Origin of the sequence: Nocardioides sp. SLBN-35, assembly GCF_006715725.1 — a bacterium.
Lineage (GTDB): Bacteria > Actinomycetota > Actinomycetes > Propionibacteriales > Nocardioidaceae > Nocardioides.
Genome location: NZ_VFNU01000001.1, coordinates 2,255,567 through 2,271,384, shown reverse-complemented (window position 1 = coordinate 2,271,384; position 15,818 = coordinate 2,255,567). Strand labels below are relative to the sequence as shown.

Here is a 15,818-nt window from a genome sequence, read left to right as displayed (position 1 = left end):
AGTCCGGGCAGCACCTCACCCGGTTTCGAGACGCGTCACTCGGCCCTCGCAGGCTCGGGCCGAGCCGACGCTCCTCAACCTTCGGCCGTGTCTCGTGTCCTCGCAAGCTCGGACACGACGCCCTCGACGGCGGCGAGGAAGACCGGGCGCCACCGGTGCACGTCGAAGACCACCGAGGCGTGGCCGCCGGGCGTCTCATGGACACTCGCGCCGGGAATGGCGGCGGCCATGGCGCGCTGGCGTGAGGTCGCGATGGCGTGGTCGCGGCCGGTGACGACGACGGCGGTGGGGACGTCGATCTCGCCCAGCCAGGGCCGCGCGTCGAAGCCGCCGAGGGCGCCGAGCACCTCGGGCATCGCCCAGGCGCTGGTGCTGCGGAACTCGCCCCAGGCCCAGGTCGACATCTCGTCGCCGACGTGCCGGTCCTCGCCGAGGCCGGCGCGCACCTCGCGCACCCGCTCGCGGAAGTGGTCGCGGAACCGGTCGTTGGCCCGGCCGAGCGTCGGGTAGAACACCGCGTCGCCGCGGCTCTCGTTCCAGCACGCCGCGGTCGAGGCGAGCACCAGCCCGGCCGTGCGCCGGGGGTGCCGGCGCCAGAACAGCTGGGCCAGGGCGCCGCCCATGGAGTAGCCGACGGCGACGACCGAGGCGATGCCGAGCTCGTCGAGGACGGCGGCCGCGTCGTCCACGCAGTCCTCGAGGGAGAACCGCTCCGAGACGATGCCGCGGCCGTGCCAGCGCTGGTCGAGCATCACGACGCGATGGCTCGCCGCGAGCTCGTCGAGGGTACTGAACCAGGTGAGGTACGACGTCGTGGCCAGCCCGTGGAAGAGCAGCAGCGTCGGTGCGCCGGGAGCCGGCTCCCCCGTGTCGACGACGAAGGTCTCCCCCCGCCCGGGCAGCTCGACCAGGCGTCCGGGCGGCAGCGTGGGCAGCGCCGGGAAGCGCTGGGTACGACGGATGCCGGTCCGTACGCCGTACACGGCGGCGCCGCCGACAGTGCGGACGGCGGTCCGGCCGACGGTCAGGCCGACGGACTTGATGACACGAGCGGTCACGCGGGGTTCCTTCGCAGGGTGGGGGCCGCCGCGGGCGGCTCGAGGTCGAGCTCGGCCAGGGCAGCGGGGAGGTACGACGCCAGCACGTGGACGTCGGGCAGCAGGTCGGGGCAGGCCAGGAGCGAGAAGTTCATCCGGTCGACGTAGGACCAGACGGTGACGTTGAGCCCGATCCCGTCGACGAGGGGGCCGACGCTGAACAGGTCGGCGAGGCGAGCGCCACCGACGGTGGCCGGCCCGCGGGGGCCGGGGACGTTGGAAACGATCGCGGAGAAGGCGGCGGGATGCCAGGACGCCGCGTTCAGCCGCGAGTAGGCGCGCACCGCCGCCGCGAACGGCCGCGGCGGGGTGAACTGCGACCAGTCGGCGAGGATCGAGGAGCCGAGCTGGGCGTTGATCCGCTTGGCGTCGGCGGTGGTCCGGGCGATGGTCCGCAGCCGCTCGACCGGGTCGTCGACGTCGGTGGCCAGGGTGGTGAACAGGTTGGAGACCCGGTTGCCGCCGAGGCGGGGTACGGCGTCGCGCTCGTCGGCGCTCACCGGGACGCCGGCCAGCAGCGAGGACGCCGGCCGCTCGTCGTGCTCGGCCATCCAGCGGCGCAGGGCACCCGACGTGATGGCGAGGACGATGTCGTTCAGGGTCACCTCGAGGCCGGCGGCCCGGTGCTGGGCCCGGACCCGCTTGAGCTCGGCGAGCGGCAGCGTGACGGTCGCGAAGGAGCGCAGCGGCGTGAGGGCGCCGTTGAAGGACACGCGGGGCGCGTGTAGCACGGGCACCGGAGATCTCGCACCGGCCCGCCGCTCGCGGACCACGCCGAGGATGCCGAGCAGGGTGCGCAGCAGCAGCGCCGGGATGGAGGTGATCTGGGCAGCTGCGTCGGCCCAGGCGTGCCGGAGCAGGTTGATCCTGCTCGGCAGCCGGTCGGTCGAGGCGTACTCCTCCTGGACCGCCTCCGGCGTGGCCGCGGAGCGCACGTCGGTGACATTGGCGAGCAGCGCGTTGGCGGCGGCTCCGTCGGCGAGGGCGTGGTGCATCTTGCCGACGACGGCGACCCGGCCGCCCTCGAGTCCCTCGCAGTAGTGCAGCTCCCACAGCGGCCGGTCGCGGTGCAGCGGGGTGCTGGCGATCATGCCGATGAGCTGCTCCAGCTCGCGCATGGTGCCGTCACCGCCGACACGGTGGCGCCGGATGTGGTGAGGTACGTCGATCCGCGGCTGGGTCACCCACACCGGGTGGTTGAGCCCGAACGGCACCTCGACGACACGGCGGCGCAGCGGTGGCAGCCGCTTGAGGCGGGCGAGCATGCCGGCCACGAATGCGTCGTACGTCAGGGCGTCGTCGGCCTCGAGCACCGCGATCTTGAGCGTGTGCATGTGGACCGACGGCGTCTCCATGTAGAGGAATCCCGCGTCGATCCCCGCCATCCTCTCGATAGCTGGCCGCTCGATCGCCGGGCGGGTCACGACGCCACCCCCGGCAGCTCACGGACCATGATCTTGCCCGAGGCGTTGCGGGGCAGCGCGTCGAGGAGGACGACGTCGCGCGGCACTTTGTAGCCGGCGAGCCGGTCCTTCACGTGGGCGCGGAGCTCGTCAGGAGTGGCCTCCCCCGAGAGGGCGACGTACGCCGCCAGCCGCTGGCCGAACGCCTCGTCGTCCACACCGATGACGACCACCTCGCGCACGGCGGGGTGGGCGCCGAGGACCTTCTCGACCTCGATCGGGTACACGTTCTCGCCACCGGAGACGATCATGTCGTCATCGCGGCCCACGACGTAGAGCCGGCCGGCCGCGTCGAGGCGTCCGACGTCGCCGCTGACCATGTAGCCGTCGATGAACTCCTTGGACGCGCCGGCGGTGTAGCCGTCGAACGGCGAGGCACCGCGGACCAGGATCCGGCCGACCACGTCGGTCCCGACCTCACGCCCGGCGTCGTCGACCACTCGGAGCAGGGTGCCGCGCACGGCCCGGCCCGCGGTGTCGGCGGCGTGGCGCAGGTCGGCGGGCTGGGCGACGCTGATCTGGCCGGCCTCGGTGGCGTTGTAGCTGTTGTGGACCAGGTCGCCGAAGCGGTCCATGAACGCGGTCACCGACTGCGGCCTCATCCGCGACCCGCTGGCCGAGACGAAGCGCAGGGAGCGCAGCGCGTAGCGGTCCAGCGTGGCCGCCGGCAGGTCCATGATCCGCTCGAGCATGACGGGTACGACGCTGAGCCCGCTCGCGTCGTGCTCCTCGACCAGCGCGAGGGTCGCCTCGGGGTCGAACCTGCGCCGCGTGACGACGGTGCAGGTCATCGTCGCGGCGATGACCAGCTGCCCGAAGCCCCAGGCGTGGAACATCGGCGCCGCGACGACGACCGTCTCCTCGCCGCGCCACGGGATCTTCTCCAGCATCCCCGCCAGCTCGTCCGCGCCGCCTCCACTGCGTCGCGCCCCCTTCGGCGTCCCTGTCGTGCCGGAGGTCAGCAGCACCACGCGCCCCCGCCGCGCCGGCTTCGGCGGCACCTGGCCGGCGTGCTCCGCGATCAGGCCGTCGATGCTCAGGACCCCCGCGGGGACGGGGGAATCGGTCCAGCCGAGGAGCTCGACCAGCCCGTCGACCCGGGCCCGAGCGTCGGCGACGACACCGGCGAACTCCTCGTCGTACAGGATGACGCGGGCTCCCTCGCGCTCCATCACGTCGGCCAGCTGCGGCCCGGAGAAACCGGTGTTGAGCAGCAGCGCGCTCGCGCCGAGCCGCGAGCTGCCGATCAGCGCGTCCACGAAGCCGCGGTGGTTGCGGCACAGGATCGCGACGGTCTCGACCGGCCCGCCGGTGACCTCGAGCAGGCCCGCTGCCAGGGCGGCGGAGCGGTCCTGCAGGTCCTGCCAGCTCAGCGTGCCGCGCTCGTCGACGAGGGCCGGGCCGTGCGGGCGTCGTACGGCGGCCAAGGCGAAGCTCGTCGTCGCGTTCGTGCCCTGCTGGCGCAGGATCCGCGCCAGCCGGACGTACTTCGCCGGGCTCATCGGCACCAGCATCCGGCTGGTGACGAGCATCCGGAACACCCACAGCTGGGTGCGCAGCCTGGCGAGCACGGCCTTCACCCCAGCACCGGGAAGCGCCGCTTGCGCGCCATCTCGGCCAGCGCGTCCTCCATCCGGCCGCGGACGACGCGGTCGACCTCGGCGAGGTCGGGATCGGGCCCGAACTCCGCCTCGACGTCGATCGGATCGAGCACCCGGGTGGTGATCTTGGTCGGCAGCGGCAGGTTGAGGGGCGCCGGGAACAGCCCGAAGGGGAAGCCGAAGCCGATCGGGAACAGGTCCGTGCGCATCACCTTGCGCAGCGGCGAGCGCTTGCCGATCCACTCGCCTCGGGTCAGGAACAGCTGCGACTCCTGGCCGCCGATCGAGACGACCGGGACGATGGGTACGCCGGCCCGAAGGGCCGTGCGGAGGTAGCCGGTGCGCCCGTTGAAGTCGACGACCCTCGACTGCAGCGTGGGGCGGAACGTGTCGTGGTCGCCGCCCGGGAAGACGATGGTGACGCCGCCGCTGGTGAGGATCTCGTGAGCCGCCTCGCGGGTCGCGTTGACGAACCCGAACCTCCGCATCACCGGACCGGCCGCACCCGTGAAGAGCATGTCGTGGGCCAGGCAGTACAGCGGCCGCTCGGCGCCGAACGCGTCGGCGAAGGCGACGGCGATGATCGGCACGTCCATCGGCGTCAGGCCGCCGGAGTGGTTGCCGACGATGAGAGCGCCACCGTCGGGAACCTTCTCCATGCCGCTCACGCTGGAGCGGAAGTAGGCCCGCATCGCCAGCTTGAGCAGCGGCAGTGCCTTGGCGACGTACGCCGGGTCGCGGCCCGCGAGCGCGCTCACGATGCGATCCCCGGTACCAGCCCCGGCACCAGCCGCGACCAGGCGAACGCCCGCCACGCGGCCGGGTCCTGGCGCAGCCGGTCGACCACGACCGAGAGCACGAGCGGGTTGGCGACCATGCCGACGTGACTGCTGACCACCTCGACGTTCTCGGCGGGAGCCCTCCCGGGACCGCCGTCCTGCTCCTCGACCGTGCAGCCGCGCCACGGGACGATGCCGTCGGTCCTCGACCAGACCGCGGTCAGCGGCACCGGGACCGGGCCTCGGAGCCGGTCGACGATCTCGCGGGCGTCGGCGACGATGCCGTGCCTCTCGCGCGACTTCTCGAACATCCCGGTGGCGCGGGTGCGCTCCCCCTCGGCCCGCCACGGCGAGCCGAGGCAGACCACCTGGCGGACCCGGTCGGGGTGCTCGTGGGCCAGCCAGCGGGCCAGCAGGCCGCCGAAGCTCCAGCCCACGACGGCGACCGGCTCGTCGTACCGGTCCGCGATCTCGGCGAAGCGTCGCGGCAGGCCGGTGACGATCCTCTCGGTGAGGCCGTGGTTGCTGCCGAGGTTCCAGCCGTGGACGTCCCAGCCGCGCTGGGCGAGGTGTCCGCGGAGCCGCCCGGTGAGCCGGTCGTTGGCCGAGAAGCCCGGAAGCACGAGCACCGGCCGGCCATGGCCGAGGTCGCGCTCGCCCGGCAGTACCGGAGCGGTGGCCGTGCGGGCGAGGTCGACGAGGCGGGACGCGCCGTACTCCACGCTCCAGCGCGGCAACTCGAGCAGGAGCAGCCCGCGGTGCGGTCCGCCGCCGTCGGGCGCCCCGGCGCCGTGGTCGTTGAAGTCGTACACCTTGCTCACCCCATGTAGAACACGTTCTAGTTTCTACGAGTATCCCCACAGGTGACGCCCCGGAGCAAGGCTCCGCCCCGGTCCGGGACGGAGATCACAGGACCGGTCCAGACCAGTCGTCGGGCTACGGCGCGCAGGCGCGCCGCAGCCCGCTCACGGGCCGATGGCTGCGCCGGCGAGGCCGGCCATCCTTCTCGCCGCGTCACCGGCCTCTGCTCTCGTCGCGAACCAGTCCCCAGAAACGGCGACCCGCTCACCGGAAGCATCCCAGGCGGTCCAGCGCCACGAGCTCCCTGCACGCTCCTGGAGCCGGAACTCACGGCCGTCGGGCTCCAGCCGGAACCGGTGCGCCGCGTGGTCGGCGATCGCCAGGCTCGCGAACGTGACGCCTGACCAGGCGAGAACGAGACCGTCGTCGTCGATGAGCCACCACGCCGCCTCTCGGGCAACCGATGACTCGACCAAGAACCTCATCCGTTCCGGATCTCCGTCCGGAAGGACGGAGCAACCCTGCCGTCGCCCCACCAGTGGCCGCCGTCGTCCTCCCAGTGGTCGGCCGGATCGACGTCCTGATGCTCGGACACGACGGACAGCAGGTCGCCGGCAGCATCCGAGTTGCCTGGTGTCGCAGCCGCCAGCAGCGCCTCGGCGCCCTGACCTTCGCTGAAACCCGGAGGAATCACGAGGACGTGGAGCACGGTGCGGTCGGCAGTCTTCAGGTCGATGAGGTGCGTGTCATCGCCGGGGAACGACCCGACCTTGACGTACCCGCCTTCGACGCCCACCTTCCGCGGCGCGGGATCCCAGTCGGGTGGGGAGAACAGAGCTCGCACCACGCGACCGCTGGCGAGCGGGAAGTGGTCGACCAGGTCTGCCAGCTCCACCGTGAGGTCCCGGCTCTGCGGCCACCAGCCCCCGTCGAGCCGGTTGCCCTCCCCCTTCCGGGCCATGCGAAGCCGGAGCGGCTGGCGGACGGGCGCCTGCGCAGGACCACGACCCTCCGTCAGGTCGGGGGCGGGAAGAGCGGGTGTGCCTGGCGTCGTCATGACGGCCACCTCTCGACCGGTCCGGGCGTCCAGGAGTGGGCCTCAGGGTGACCGGTCACCTCCGACGCTACCGTGCATCGCCAACACCCTCCGGCTTCGCGGCAGCGTCCGGATCGAACACCTCGTCACGGAGCCTGTCCGGCCACACGATGCGGATCCGCAGCACCTCGGAGGTGTGCAGACGGATCAGCACCACCCCGCGTCCGCGGGCCTCGGGAAGGAAGCCGACCTTGACCCGGCCGTGCCGGGTGAAGATCTCGCTCGCGGCGACGCCCCAGTCGCCCGGAGCGTAGACCAGGCGGTCGACGCGACCCCGATCCGCCGGGAACTCGTCGATCAGGTGCGCTCCCTCGCGGACCAGGTCGCGGCCGTAGGGCAGCCAGATCCCGTCGGCGACGGCACCGTGGGGCGCGTCGGTCAACCGCAGTCTCAGGAGTCCGAGCGCGTCGGGATACCTGTGTGGGTAGTGGAATCTGGGCGCACCCATGGTGCCGCCTCTCGTCGCGCTCATCACGGCACCGGACGTGCCGCAGGAGCCTCTTGAGCCAACGGTACGTCAGGCAGGCCCGCCCACGTTCGATCCGGGGACAGCGCCAGCCGACCTTGCGGGCCGCGCCCACAATCTCGAGCATGCGAGCGTCCGTGCCCGATCGCCGGAGATTGCCGAGACGACGACCTGGTAAGAGTCCCCGGGAGTGGTGGGTTTGAGGGACCACGGCGGGGCTGTCTGAGGTAGACGGCCATCGGCGGGATCTTCGGTGTGTAACGGCCAAGCACGCACTGAAGGAGAACCACTGATTGCCTTGCCCCAGTCTGCCCTGTCCGAGCTCCTCGAGGCGCTCCGCACCGGCGACGGCGTCGACCTGCGTGAATCGGTCCGCGTCGCGCTCCAGGAACTGATCGAGATCGAAGCGACCGAACGCATCGGCGCCGCACCCTACGAACGCACCCCCGAACGGGTCACAGAACGCAACGGCCACCGGCCACGGATGCTCACGACCAAGGCCAGCGACGTCGAGCTGCGCATCCCCAAACTCCGCAAGGGATCGTTCCTACCCGTCATCCTCCGAACCCCGCCGCCGCATCGACCAAGCCCTGCCATGGTGGTACGCGGTCGTGATGGAGGCCTACGTCCACGGCGTATCCACCCGCAGCGTCGACGACCTGGTCGAAGCCATGGGCTCCGATTCGGGCATCTCCAAGTCCGAAGCGTCCCGGATCTGCGCCGGCCTGGACGAGCAGGTCGGGGCGTTCCACACCCGGCCGCTGGACCACATCGAGTTCCCCTACGTCTACCTCGACGCGACCTACCTCAACGTCCGCAACATCACCTCCCAGGTGGTGTCCATGGCGGTCGTGGTCGCCACCGGGATCGCCGCCGACGGCTCACGCGAAGTCCTCGGGCTCGACGTCGGCGATAGCGCAGATCGGGGAGGACGAGACGTTCTGGCGCGGCTTCCTCGCCACGCTGAAGCAGCGCGGACTGCACGGGGTCAAGCTCGTCATCAGTGATCAGCACGCCGGCCCGGTCAAGGCCCTGAAGCGGTCGTTCCAAGGCGCTGGCCACCAGCGGTGTCGAGTGCACTTCGCCCGCAACCTGCTCGCCCACGTACCGAAGTCGCACGTCCACCCGTCATGGGATGGTCGCCGCAGTGTTCCGCCCCGCGTTCGCACAACCCGACGCCGACGCGGTCGCCCTGCGTGGGACGAGGTCCGCGACCAGCTCACCAAGTCGTTCCCCAAGATCGGTCCGCTGATGGACGAGGCGAAGGCCGAAGTGCTGGCGTTCGCGACGTTCCCGCGAGCGCATCATCTCAAAGCCCACCACCCCACGGGACTCTTTCGGTCGCTGACCGCCTAGATCCCTCGGTTCACCGGACGTGTGTCCGGACTTCGGGCCCAGATCAGCCCGACCCGTTGACCGCGACGGCCGCGACCTCACACGGTGCCAGTGCGCACCTCCCCGGAGTGCCCGTTCATCCTCGCAACACCCTGGAAAATCGAGAATGGAGAAGACCCCCATGCGACCGAGGCGTTCCTCAACGGCCACGCCGTCGTGCCCACCCAGGCGCCGCCGCCGCGACCAACCGTCAGGGAGTCCACTCGAGGGGATGCCCGCCTCGAACCTGCGTGTTCTGGTAAACCCTCGCGCAAAAATCTAGGAACCAAAGCGGGGGGCCCACGACGTCGTATTGGCGTCCGGCGATCTCCTGAGATACGCGGACACGCTCTCGGAAGATACGTCGATGAACCCAACCAGAACCAGGCGACGCCGGCCCGCCGGCCGGCTCCTACTTCTTCTCCAAGCGCTGACAGTGCCGACGGCGCTGACGATCACCCTCACAGCGACACCTGCCAGGGCTGACATATGGCCCGCTCCGGGCATTGTTCCGGACAGAGGGACCCATACGTATTGCTGGGCGCCGGACTACCCTCCGAACGGCACGGTTCAAGGTGAATCGATCGCGTCAATGACCAACTTCCAGTCTCAAACTGGAGTCGGCGTCGCCATGCACAGTCCCTGCCAGACCGGCACCGACGTACGTATCGGTCAGGAGTTCCTCGGCATTCAGGCCTGGGGATCGACGCAGTGCGCCGTGACCAATCCGTCGACGGGCTTCTGTGATCGCTGGCGCGTCAGGATCAACTTCTCCGAGCTCAGGAACTACGGCGGGGTGACTGAATATGCGGCGCGAAAGACGGTGTGCCACGAGATCGGCCACACGGCCGGGATGGCCCACTATGGGAACGGCGATCCTTACTACGCGTCTCCGGACTCGTACGACAGCTGCATGATCTCGGGGTACCAGGGTGGTGGCCAAGCGTGGACCCGCACGTACGGTGCCCACCACATCGCCCATGTACAGAGCTGGTGGTGAGAGAAACATGACCAAGACAGGTGCACATCAGAGCAAGTTGCGGGCCGCGATCAAGGGCAGGAGCAGGCACATTGTGGCGCTGACGTCAGCAGCAGTGGTGCTCGCTGGATGTTCAACGGACGATGCGGCGAGAGATCCCGCAGTGGCTTCCTCGACGGCGGATCAGAGCTCTAAGGTCGACCTTTCAATTCTCGCTGCCGGCGGCAGCATCGACGCAGAATCGTTCCCGTCGCCCCAAGCTCTACTGAAGGTCCCCGGAATCACGATCGCCGTCACCGGGACGATCGACGGAATCGAAGACGGTCCGACTGTGCTCGAGTCCGAATCTGGACTCGGATACCCAGACATCCGGGAGAAGTTCGCTCTGGTGCGGGTGAAGGTCGGTCACACCTACCGGCGACCGCCGAGCACTGGTGACCAGGAGTACGTCTATGTCGCGCTTTCTAGAGGGATTGAGGTCATCGACCAGAAGGGCCAGTCCACCCGCAAGGCAGGCGCTCCTTCGACCATCACCGGGCTTGACGCCTTCGCCAAGGCGCTTCCAGCCGCAACCCGGGTGGTTGTGATGGGCGAACGCTGGGCAGCCCCTCCGGGCCCCCTAGTTCGGGTCGAACCAGCACCGGGAATCGCCGAGGATGCGATTGTCGTCCGGGGCACCCTCCCCCAAGCGATCTCATTCGAGACCACACCAGGTGGCGAGATGAGCAGTTGGAGAGGCTACACATTCGGCAAGCTCGCCGCAGAGGCAGAAACAGCAGCGAAGGGCTAGTTGGGCCTGCTGCACGGATAGTCACAGCTGATCTGTGGTGCCGAGGGGCGCCGCTGGAAGGACGTGCACTGTGCCGAAGCCGTACCCCAAGGAGTTCCGCGACGAAGTGGTCCGTGTCGCGAGGAACCGTGAGCCGGGCGTCCATTTTGAAGCAGATCGCTGCCGACTTCGGGATCAGCGAGTCGTGTCTGACGAACTGGATGAAGACCGCCGACGTCGAGGACGGGATCAAGCCTGGGACCACCGCGGCCGACAACGCCCAGTTGCGTGAGGCCAAGGAGCGGATCCGGCTGCTGGAGCAGGAGAACGAGATCTTGCGTCGGCAACCGCGATCGACAGCGGCGGGTAGGCGCCGAGGATCACCTCAAAGCCCACCACCCCACGGGACTCTGTCGCCGACCTGCCTCAGGGCTTGCTCGCGCCCGCAAGGGGTAGTGCACAGACAGTCGACGTCCGGCGCCGACATCTCGGGCCCACGACGGCGAGGCCCTGGCCGGGAGGTGGGCTCCAGAAATCGGCTGGGGTCGTCCCTCCTGCCGCAGGAACGGACCTCTGCGCCCCGCACCCCGGATCGATCCCGTTCAGCGGCGGAAGATCCCCAGCACTCCCCGCACCAGGCGACGCCCACCTGCGCGGACCCGGACCACCGGGCCGAGCCCGGCGAACCAGCGCCCCGCACCACGGACCCGCCGCCCGAGCGCGGAGCGGAGCCGCTCCAGGCCGGAGCGCCACGGCACCGAGGCCAGGGAGAACCGGGCCACCAGGCGGCGCCACCACGGCGTCGCCTTGCGGATGCGGCGCAGCGCCGTGTCGACGTCGGCCCAGTAGGCGCGAGCCTCCTCGGGGGTGGGCTCCCCGTCGCCGTAGACGTGGCGGTCGGCGGTGTGGGCGAGCGTGACGACAGGGACGGCGTCGTAGCGCTCCGCGACGGCGTACGCGCTCTCACGGCGGGTGGCGCCCGGCATCGGCCGCACGCCGAGGTCGCGCACCCGGTCCGCGAGCTCGTGCCAGGCCCCGGTCAGGCGCAGCGTCGTGTCGTCGGCGCGGCGTCGACGACGCCGACGCAGGAACTTGAACAGCAGCACACCCCACAGCGGCGAGAGCAGCAGCGCCACCTTGGCGATGTCGAAGGCGATCCCGAGGATCGTGCCCAGCACCGCGAGGACGTCGAGCTCCTTGCGCTGGCCGTCGCCCTGCTGGAGGTTGTCGCTGGCCTCCTTCGGCTCGCCTGGCACGCGCGGCGGCTGGAGCACCTGTGGCTGCGGGTCCTCGTTGGGGTCGTCGTTGGGACGACGCAGCTTCTTCTCCTCCGGGGGGGTCGGGTCGAAGGGCACCCAGCCGGCGCCGGCGAGCTTGACCTCGGTCCAGGCGCTGACGTTCTCGCCGCGGACCTCTCCCCCGCCCGGCGGCACCTTGAAGCCCATGACCACGCGGATCGGCAGGCCCATCCGCTGGCCGATCAGGGCCATCGCGGCGGCGTACTGCTCGGCGTCGCCCACCGGCGTCGGCGTCTTGGCGAGCTCGGCCAGGCGGCTGGCGCCGTGACCGGCGGGGACGTCGTCGTCGATTCCGTCGGAGTAGAAGCCGTGCTCGCGGAAGGCGTCGCGGAGGAACTGCGCCAGCGGACCGCCGTCGCCACCGCCGAAGGCGTCCTCGACCTGCCAGCGCTGCACCCGGTCGACCAGCTCCTCGGGCACGATCGCGGGCGCCGGCAGCGAGACCGAGCGGTCCGCGGCGAGCACGGCGATCTCCTCGTCGACCAGCGGCGGCGGGTCGATCGCCTCGACCTCGAAGGTGGTGCCGGTCTCGACGCCGCCGATCTGTGCGACGGTGCCGGTCTCGCGGTTGATGACCAGCTCGGCGGCGGCGTCGCCGTCGGTGCGGCCGTCCCTGACCGGGGTCATCGAGAGCGTCTCACCGACACTCGGCACCCACACGCCGGTGTAACCGGTGACCGTGATCTCGCCGCGGACCGTGGCCCGGGCGTTGGCGTCGGGGTCGTTGCGCAGCCGGCGGAAGGTGCCGGAGTCGTGGGCGGCGTTCGGGCCGCCCGAGACGTTCCACACGATCCCGTCGTAGGTGTCCATCACCGCGAGCCGGACGAGCGTGCCGGGCTCGAGCCCGTCGACGGAGAAGAGCGAGGTCTCGGTCCGCAGCGGCTCCTTCTTGTAGGCACGGAACTTCGCCAGCGGGCTCGGGTAGTCGTGGGGGTCGAACGGCGGGTCGACGTGGTCGCGGAGCACGACCCGGTTGGCCTGGGGATCGGCGAGGGCACCCAGCCCGGTCGCCGCACCGCCGGCGACGCCGACCACGACCAGGGTGGCGAGCACCCGGCGTCCCCAGCGGGCCCGGACGTGGCGCAGCGAGCGCCAGCGCAGCCAGACCAGGCCGACGACCGCGCCGACCAGGCCGCGGGTCAGCGCCGCCTGCGCGCTCACGTCGCCGAACGCGGAGGCCAGCACCAGGACCAGCGCCAGGACGACGCCCGCCAGACCCGGCCAGCGCGATCGCCACAGCAGCACGCCGGCGGCCAGTCCGCCGACCAGGCCGGTCACGAGCGGGACGATCAGCACGACGCCGGTCTCCCCGAGAGGCACCGGCAGGGTCAGCGACTCCCGCCACGACTGCACCAGGCCGACCACGAGGTCGCGCAGCGAGTCGGCGGTCGGCACGAAGCCGTTGCGGGTGCGGTTGGGGACCGCGACGGCGGACCCGACGAGCAGGTAGGCGGCGGCCACGAGGAGCGCGGTCAGCCACGGCCCCAACCGCCACCGGGCCCCGGCCCAGGCGACCGCAACGCCGAGGGCCAGGCCGACGACGACGGCGACCAGCCAGCGGTGGCCGGTCCAGGCCTGCCCCAGCGGCCAGGCGCACAGGACACCCAGTCCGATGACCAGGAGGGCGTCGACGAGAACCAGCCACCACGACGGCAGGGCGCCCTGGCCGCGGCGTCGGTGCGGGACGATCATCACCGGCCCGCTGCGCTCGCGCGCGGGGGGCGGTACGGGGGCGCCGATCGGGTGGCTCATGTCGGGGCCCCCGCGGAGTTGTTCGCTGGAGGAGCGAAGCGGGGGAAGCGAAGAACTTCGTGGGGTGACGTCATGCAGACACCCGTCGTACGGCGACGCCGAGCTCCTCGAGGCGGCCCACCGTGGCGACGCCCAGGTCGCCGAGCCAGCGCACCGACGGCTCCTCGCCGACCAGGCAGCGCACCGCGATCACCCGGGTGTCGACGGGGAGGTACTGGCGCGCCCGGCGCAGGTCGGTGATCGAGACCCCGGACCCGATGCAGAGCACCATCACGCTCGCGGCGAGCTCGTCGCCGCTGAGGTGGCGGGCGACGTCGACGAGACGGCCGGCCTGCCAGTCGTAGGTCAGCCCGGACAGGCCGTCGAGGAACCGCTGGGCGCTGGTGGCGGGCAGCGAGCCGTGCGACGACGCGGCGCTGAGCTGCTGGCCGTCGGCGAGCGCCTGGGTGCCGAGCGAGCCGGCGACGGAGATGGCCAGCTCGAACTGGTCGTCGTTGGCATAGTCCTCGAGCCGGGAGCTCACCATCGTGAGCAGGTGGGAGCGCCGGGTCTCCTCGAACTGGCGGACCATGAGGGTGCCGGTCTTGGCGCTGGACTTCCAGTGGATGTGGCGCCGGTCGTCACCGGAGACGTAGCCGCGCAGGGCGTGGAAGGACACGTCGTTGTCGGACACCTTGGGCACGGTGCGGCCCTCGAGGTCGCGGACCAGGCCGGCCGCGGAGCCCTCGACGCGCAGGGTCTTGGGGTGGACGTAGAGCGTGTCCATCTCGCTGAGGTGCCGCTCACGGCGCAGCAGGCCCAGCGGGTCGGCACGTACCGCCGTGACCGGGCCGACGTCGAGCACCGCGCGGTGCGCGGTGGGGACCGCGAAGAGCTCCTCGTGCTCGGCACCGGGCGCCAGGCCCGGGAGCTCGAAGGCCGCCCGGCCGGCGCCGACCGGGAACTCCACCACGAGCGAGCGCGATCGCCGCGCACTCGGGTTGGCGACGGTCAGGTAGCCGTTGGCCCGCTCCCCCACGATCACCCGGTCCCGGGCGAGGTCGAGTCGCGCCAGCAGCGGCAGCCGGCCGATCACGAACACCACGGCGAGCAGCAGCACCAGCGCCAGGAAGGCCCCCGCCACGACCAGCTCGCGCCAGTGCAGCATCGGGCCGGCGACCAGCAGCGCCAGCGCCATCACCGCGACCACCCAGCCGGCCGGGGTGACCGTCTGGGTGATCGGCTCGACGACGCCGCGGACCCGCCGGGTGCGCTCGGCGATGCCGTCACGCAGTCGGCCGGCCAGCGCCTGGCGGCGCCGGGAGAGGTCGGTGAGCGTACGGCGGAGGCCGGCCGCCCAGGAGCGGGGACCCTTCATGAACGGGCGGGCTCCAGCGGGACCGAGACGCGCTCGAGCACCCGGCGCACGACGTCCTGGGTCGTCGTACCGCGGAAGTCCTCCTCGGGGTCGAGGACCATGCGGTGGGCCAGGACCGGCACCGCGAGGGTCTTCACGTCGTCGGGCACGACGTAGCTGCGGCCGTAGGACAGCGCCTGGGCCCGGGCGGCGCGGACCAGCGCGAGGCCGGCGCGCACGCTCGTGCCGAGCACGACCTCGGGCGCCTCGCGGGTGCCCTCGGTGATGCTCGAGACGTACTCGTAGATGGTCGGCTCGACGTGCACCTGCTGGGCGAGCCGGATCAGGTGGAGCACGTTGTCACCGCTGATGATCGCGCGCAGCACGGTGGCCGCCTTGCCCTTCGGCGCGTTGGCGAGGATCTGGACGGTGTTCTCGTGGTCGGGGTAGCCGAGCGAGGTCTTGATCAGGAACCGGTCGAGCTGGGCCTCGGGCAGCCGGTAGGTGCCGGCCTGCTCGATCGGGTTCTGGGTGGCGATGACCATGAACGGCTGGCCGACCTGGTGGGTCACGCCGTCGACGGTGACCTGGTTCTCCTCCATCACCTCGAGCAGCGCGGACTGGGTCTTGGGCGAGGCGCGGTTGATCTCGTCGGCCAGCACCACGTTGGAGAAGATCGGGCCCTGGTGGAACTCGAACTGCTGGGAGCGCTGGTCGAAGATCGTGACGCCGGTGACGTCGCTGGGCAGCAGGTCCGGCGTGAACTGGATCCGGTGGTGGTCACCCTGGATGGTCTGGGCGATGGCGCGGGCGAGCGAGGTCTTGCCGGTGCCCGGGTAGTCCTCGAGCAGCAGGTGCCCCTCGGCGAGCAGCGTGACGAACGCCAGCCGGACGACCTCGGTCTTGCCGACGATCGCCTGCTCGACGTTGGCGACGAGCTGGGCGAAGGTCTGCGAGAACCACTCGGTCTCCTCGGTGGTGAGCGACATGGTGTCCTTTCCGTTGTC

General features: G+C 71.2%; 15 protein-coding genes and 1 pseudogene. 5 read left to right on the top strand and 11 right to left on the bottom strand.

What is annotated here, in order from left to right:
• Positions 1 to 74: 74 nt before the first annotated feature.
• The 8 genes from FBY23_RS10995 to FBY23_RS10960 form a co-directional block, all read right to left on the bottom strand.
• The gene (locus tag FBY23_RS10995) at positions 75 to 1,058 is read right to left on the bottom strand and encodes an alpha/beta fold hydrolase (protein ID WP_160158220.1); all 984 of its coding nucleotides are present in this window, start codon (positions 1,056 to 1,058) and stop codon (positions 75 to 77) included.
• Positions 1,055 to 2,521 (bottom strand): wax ester/triacylglycerol synthase family O-acyltransferase, encoded by a 1,467-nt coding sequence (locus FBY23_RS10990; protein WP_141798179.1) that lies wholly within the window; start codon positions 2,519 to 2,521, stop codon positions 1,055 to 1,057. Before FBY23_RS10990 ends, FBY23_RS10995 begins: the two co-directional genes overlap by 4 nt.
• Positions 2,518 to 4,140, bottom strand: a complete 1,623-nt coding sequence (locus FBY23_RS10985; RefSeq protein WP_141798178.1) for an AMP-binding protein — start codon at positions 4,138 to 4,140, stop codon at positions 2,518 to 2,520. Before FBY23_RS10985 ends, FBY23_RS10990 begins: the two co-directional genes overlap by 4 nt.
• A complete protein-coding gene (locus FBY23_RS10980; RefSeq protein WP_222117794.1) occupies positions 4,137 to 4,919 on the bottom strand; it encodes a lysophospholipid acyltransferase family protein in 783 nt (260 codons plus the stop codon). Before FBY23_RS10980 ends, FBY23_RS10985 begins: the two co-directional genes overlap by 4 nt.
• A complete protein-coding gene (locus FBY23_RS10975; protein ID WP_141798177.1) occupies positions 4,916 to 5,761 on the bottom strand; it encodes a triacylglycerol lipase in 846 nt (281 codons plus the stop codon). The genes FBY23_RS10980 and FBY23_RS10975 overlap by 4 nt, the downstream gene beginning before the upstream one ends.
• 144 nt (positions 5,762 to 5,905) lie before the next feature.
• Positions 5,906 to 6,226 (bottom strand): hypothetical protein, encoded by a 321-nt coding sequence (locus tag FBY23_RS10970; RefSeq protein ID WP_141798176.1) that lies wholly within the window; start codon positions 6,224 to 6,226, stop codon positions 5,906 to 5,908.
• Positions 6,223 to 6,798: a DUF5994 family protein gene (locus tag FBY23_RS10965; protein ID WP_141798175.1), complete on the bottom strand. Its 576-nt coding sequence runs from the start codon at positions 6,796 to 6,798 to the stop codon at positions 6,223 to 6,225. The genes FBY23_RS10970 and FBY23_RS10965 overlap by 4 nt, the downstream gene beginning before the upstream one ends.
• 67 nt (positions 6,799 to 6,865) lie before the next feature.
• Positions 6,866 to 7,219 (bottom strand): DUF5994 family protein, encoded by a 354-nt coding sequence (locus FBY23_RS10960; RefSeq protein ID WP_141798174.1) that lies wholly within the window; start codon positions 7,217 to 7,219, stop codon positions 6,866 to 6,868.
• A 337-nt stretch (positions 7,220 to 7,556) separates the two neighbouring features.
• On the opposite strand from FBY23_RS10960, the pseudogene FBY23_RS26925 reads away from it, so the two are divergent.
• The 5 genes and pseudogenes from FBY23_RS26925 to FBY23_RS10945 form a co-directional block, all read left to right on the top strand.
• Positions 7,557 to 7,808, top strand: a pseudogene (locus FBY23_RS26925) (transposase); the annotation flags it as partial.
• Between the two features lie 109 nt (positions 7,809 to 7,917).
• Positions 7,918 to 8,310 carry a transposase gene (locus FBY23_RS26920; RefSeq protein WP_396954478.1) on the top strand — a complete coding sequence of 131 codons (393 nt, stop codon included), beginning with the start codon at positions 7,918 to 7,920 and terminating at the stop codon, positions 8,308 to 8,310.
• Positions 8,216 to 8,659: a transposase gene (locus FBY23_RS26915; RefSeq protein ID WP_396954512.1), complete on the top strand. Its 444-nt coding sequence runs from the start codon at positions 8,216 to 8,218 to the stop codon at positions 8,657 to 8,659. Before FBY23_RS26920 ends, FBY23_RS26915 begins: the two co-directional genes overlap by 95 nt.
• Before the next feature lie 610 nt (positions 8,660 to 9,269).
• Positions 9,270 to 9,677, top strand: coding sequence for a hypothetical protein (locus tag FBY23_RS10950; RefSeq protein WP_141798173.1), 408 nt, complete (start codon positions 9,270 to 9,272; stop codon positions 9,675 to 9,677).
• A gap of 7 nt (positions 9,678 to 9,684) precedes the next feature.
• A complete protein-coding gene (locus FBY23_RS10945; RefSeq protein WP_141798172.1) occupies positions 9,685 to 10,446 on the top strand; it encodes a hypothetical protein in 762 nt (253 codons plus the stop codon).
• A gap of 581 nt (positions 10,447 to 11,027) precedes the next feature.
• Here FBY23_RS10945 and FBY23_RS10935 read toward each other — a convergent pair.
• From FBY23_RS10935 to FBY23_RS10925, 3 genes are all read right to left on the bottom strand, one after another.
• Entirely contained in the window at positions 11,028 to 13,475 is a 2,448-nt protein-coding gene (locus FBY23_RS10935; protein ID WP_141798171.1) for a transglutaminase domain-containing protein, read from the bottom strand.
• 70 nt (positions 13,476 to 13,545) lie between these two features.
• The gene (locus FBY23_RS10930; RefSeq protein WP_141798170.1) at positions 13,546 to 14,832 is read right to left on the bottom strand and encodes a DUF58 domain-containing protein; all 1,287 of its coding nucleotides are present in this window, start codon (positions 14,830 to 14,832) and stop codon (positions 13,546 to 13,548) included.
• Entirely contained in the window at positions 14,829 to 15,800 is a 972-nt protein-coding gene (locus tag FBY23_RS10925) for a MoxR family ATPase (protein ID WP_141798169.1), read from the bottom strand. The genes FBY23_RS10930 and FBY23_RS10925 overlap by 4 nt, the downstream gene beginning before the upstream one ends.
• Between the last annotated feature and the right edge of the window lie 18 nt (positions 15,801 to 15,818).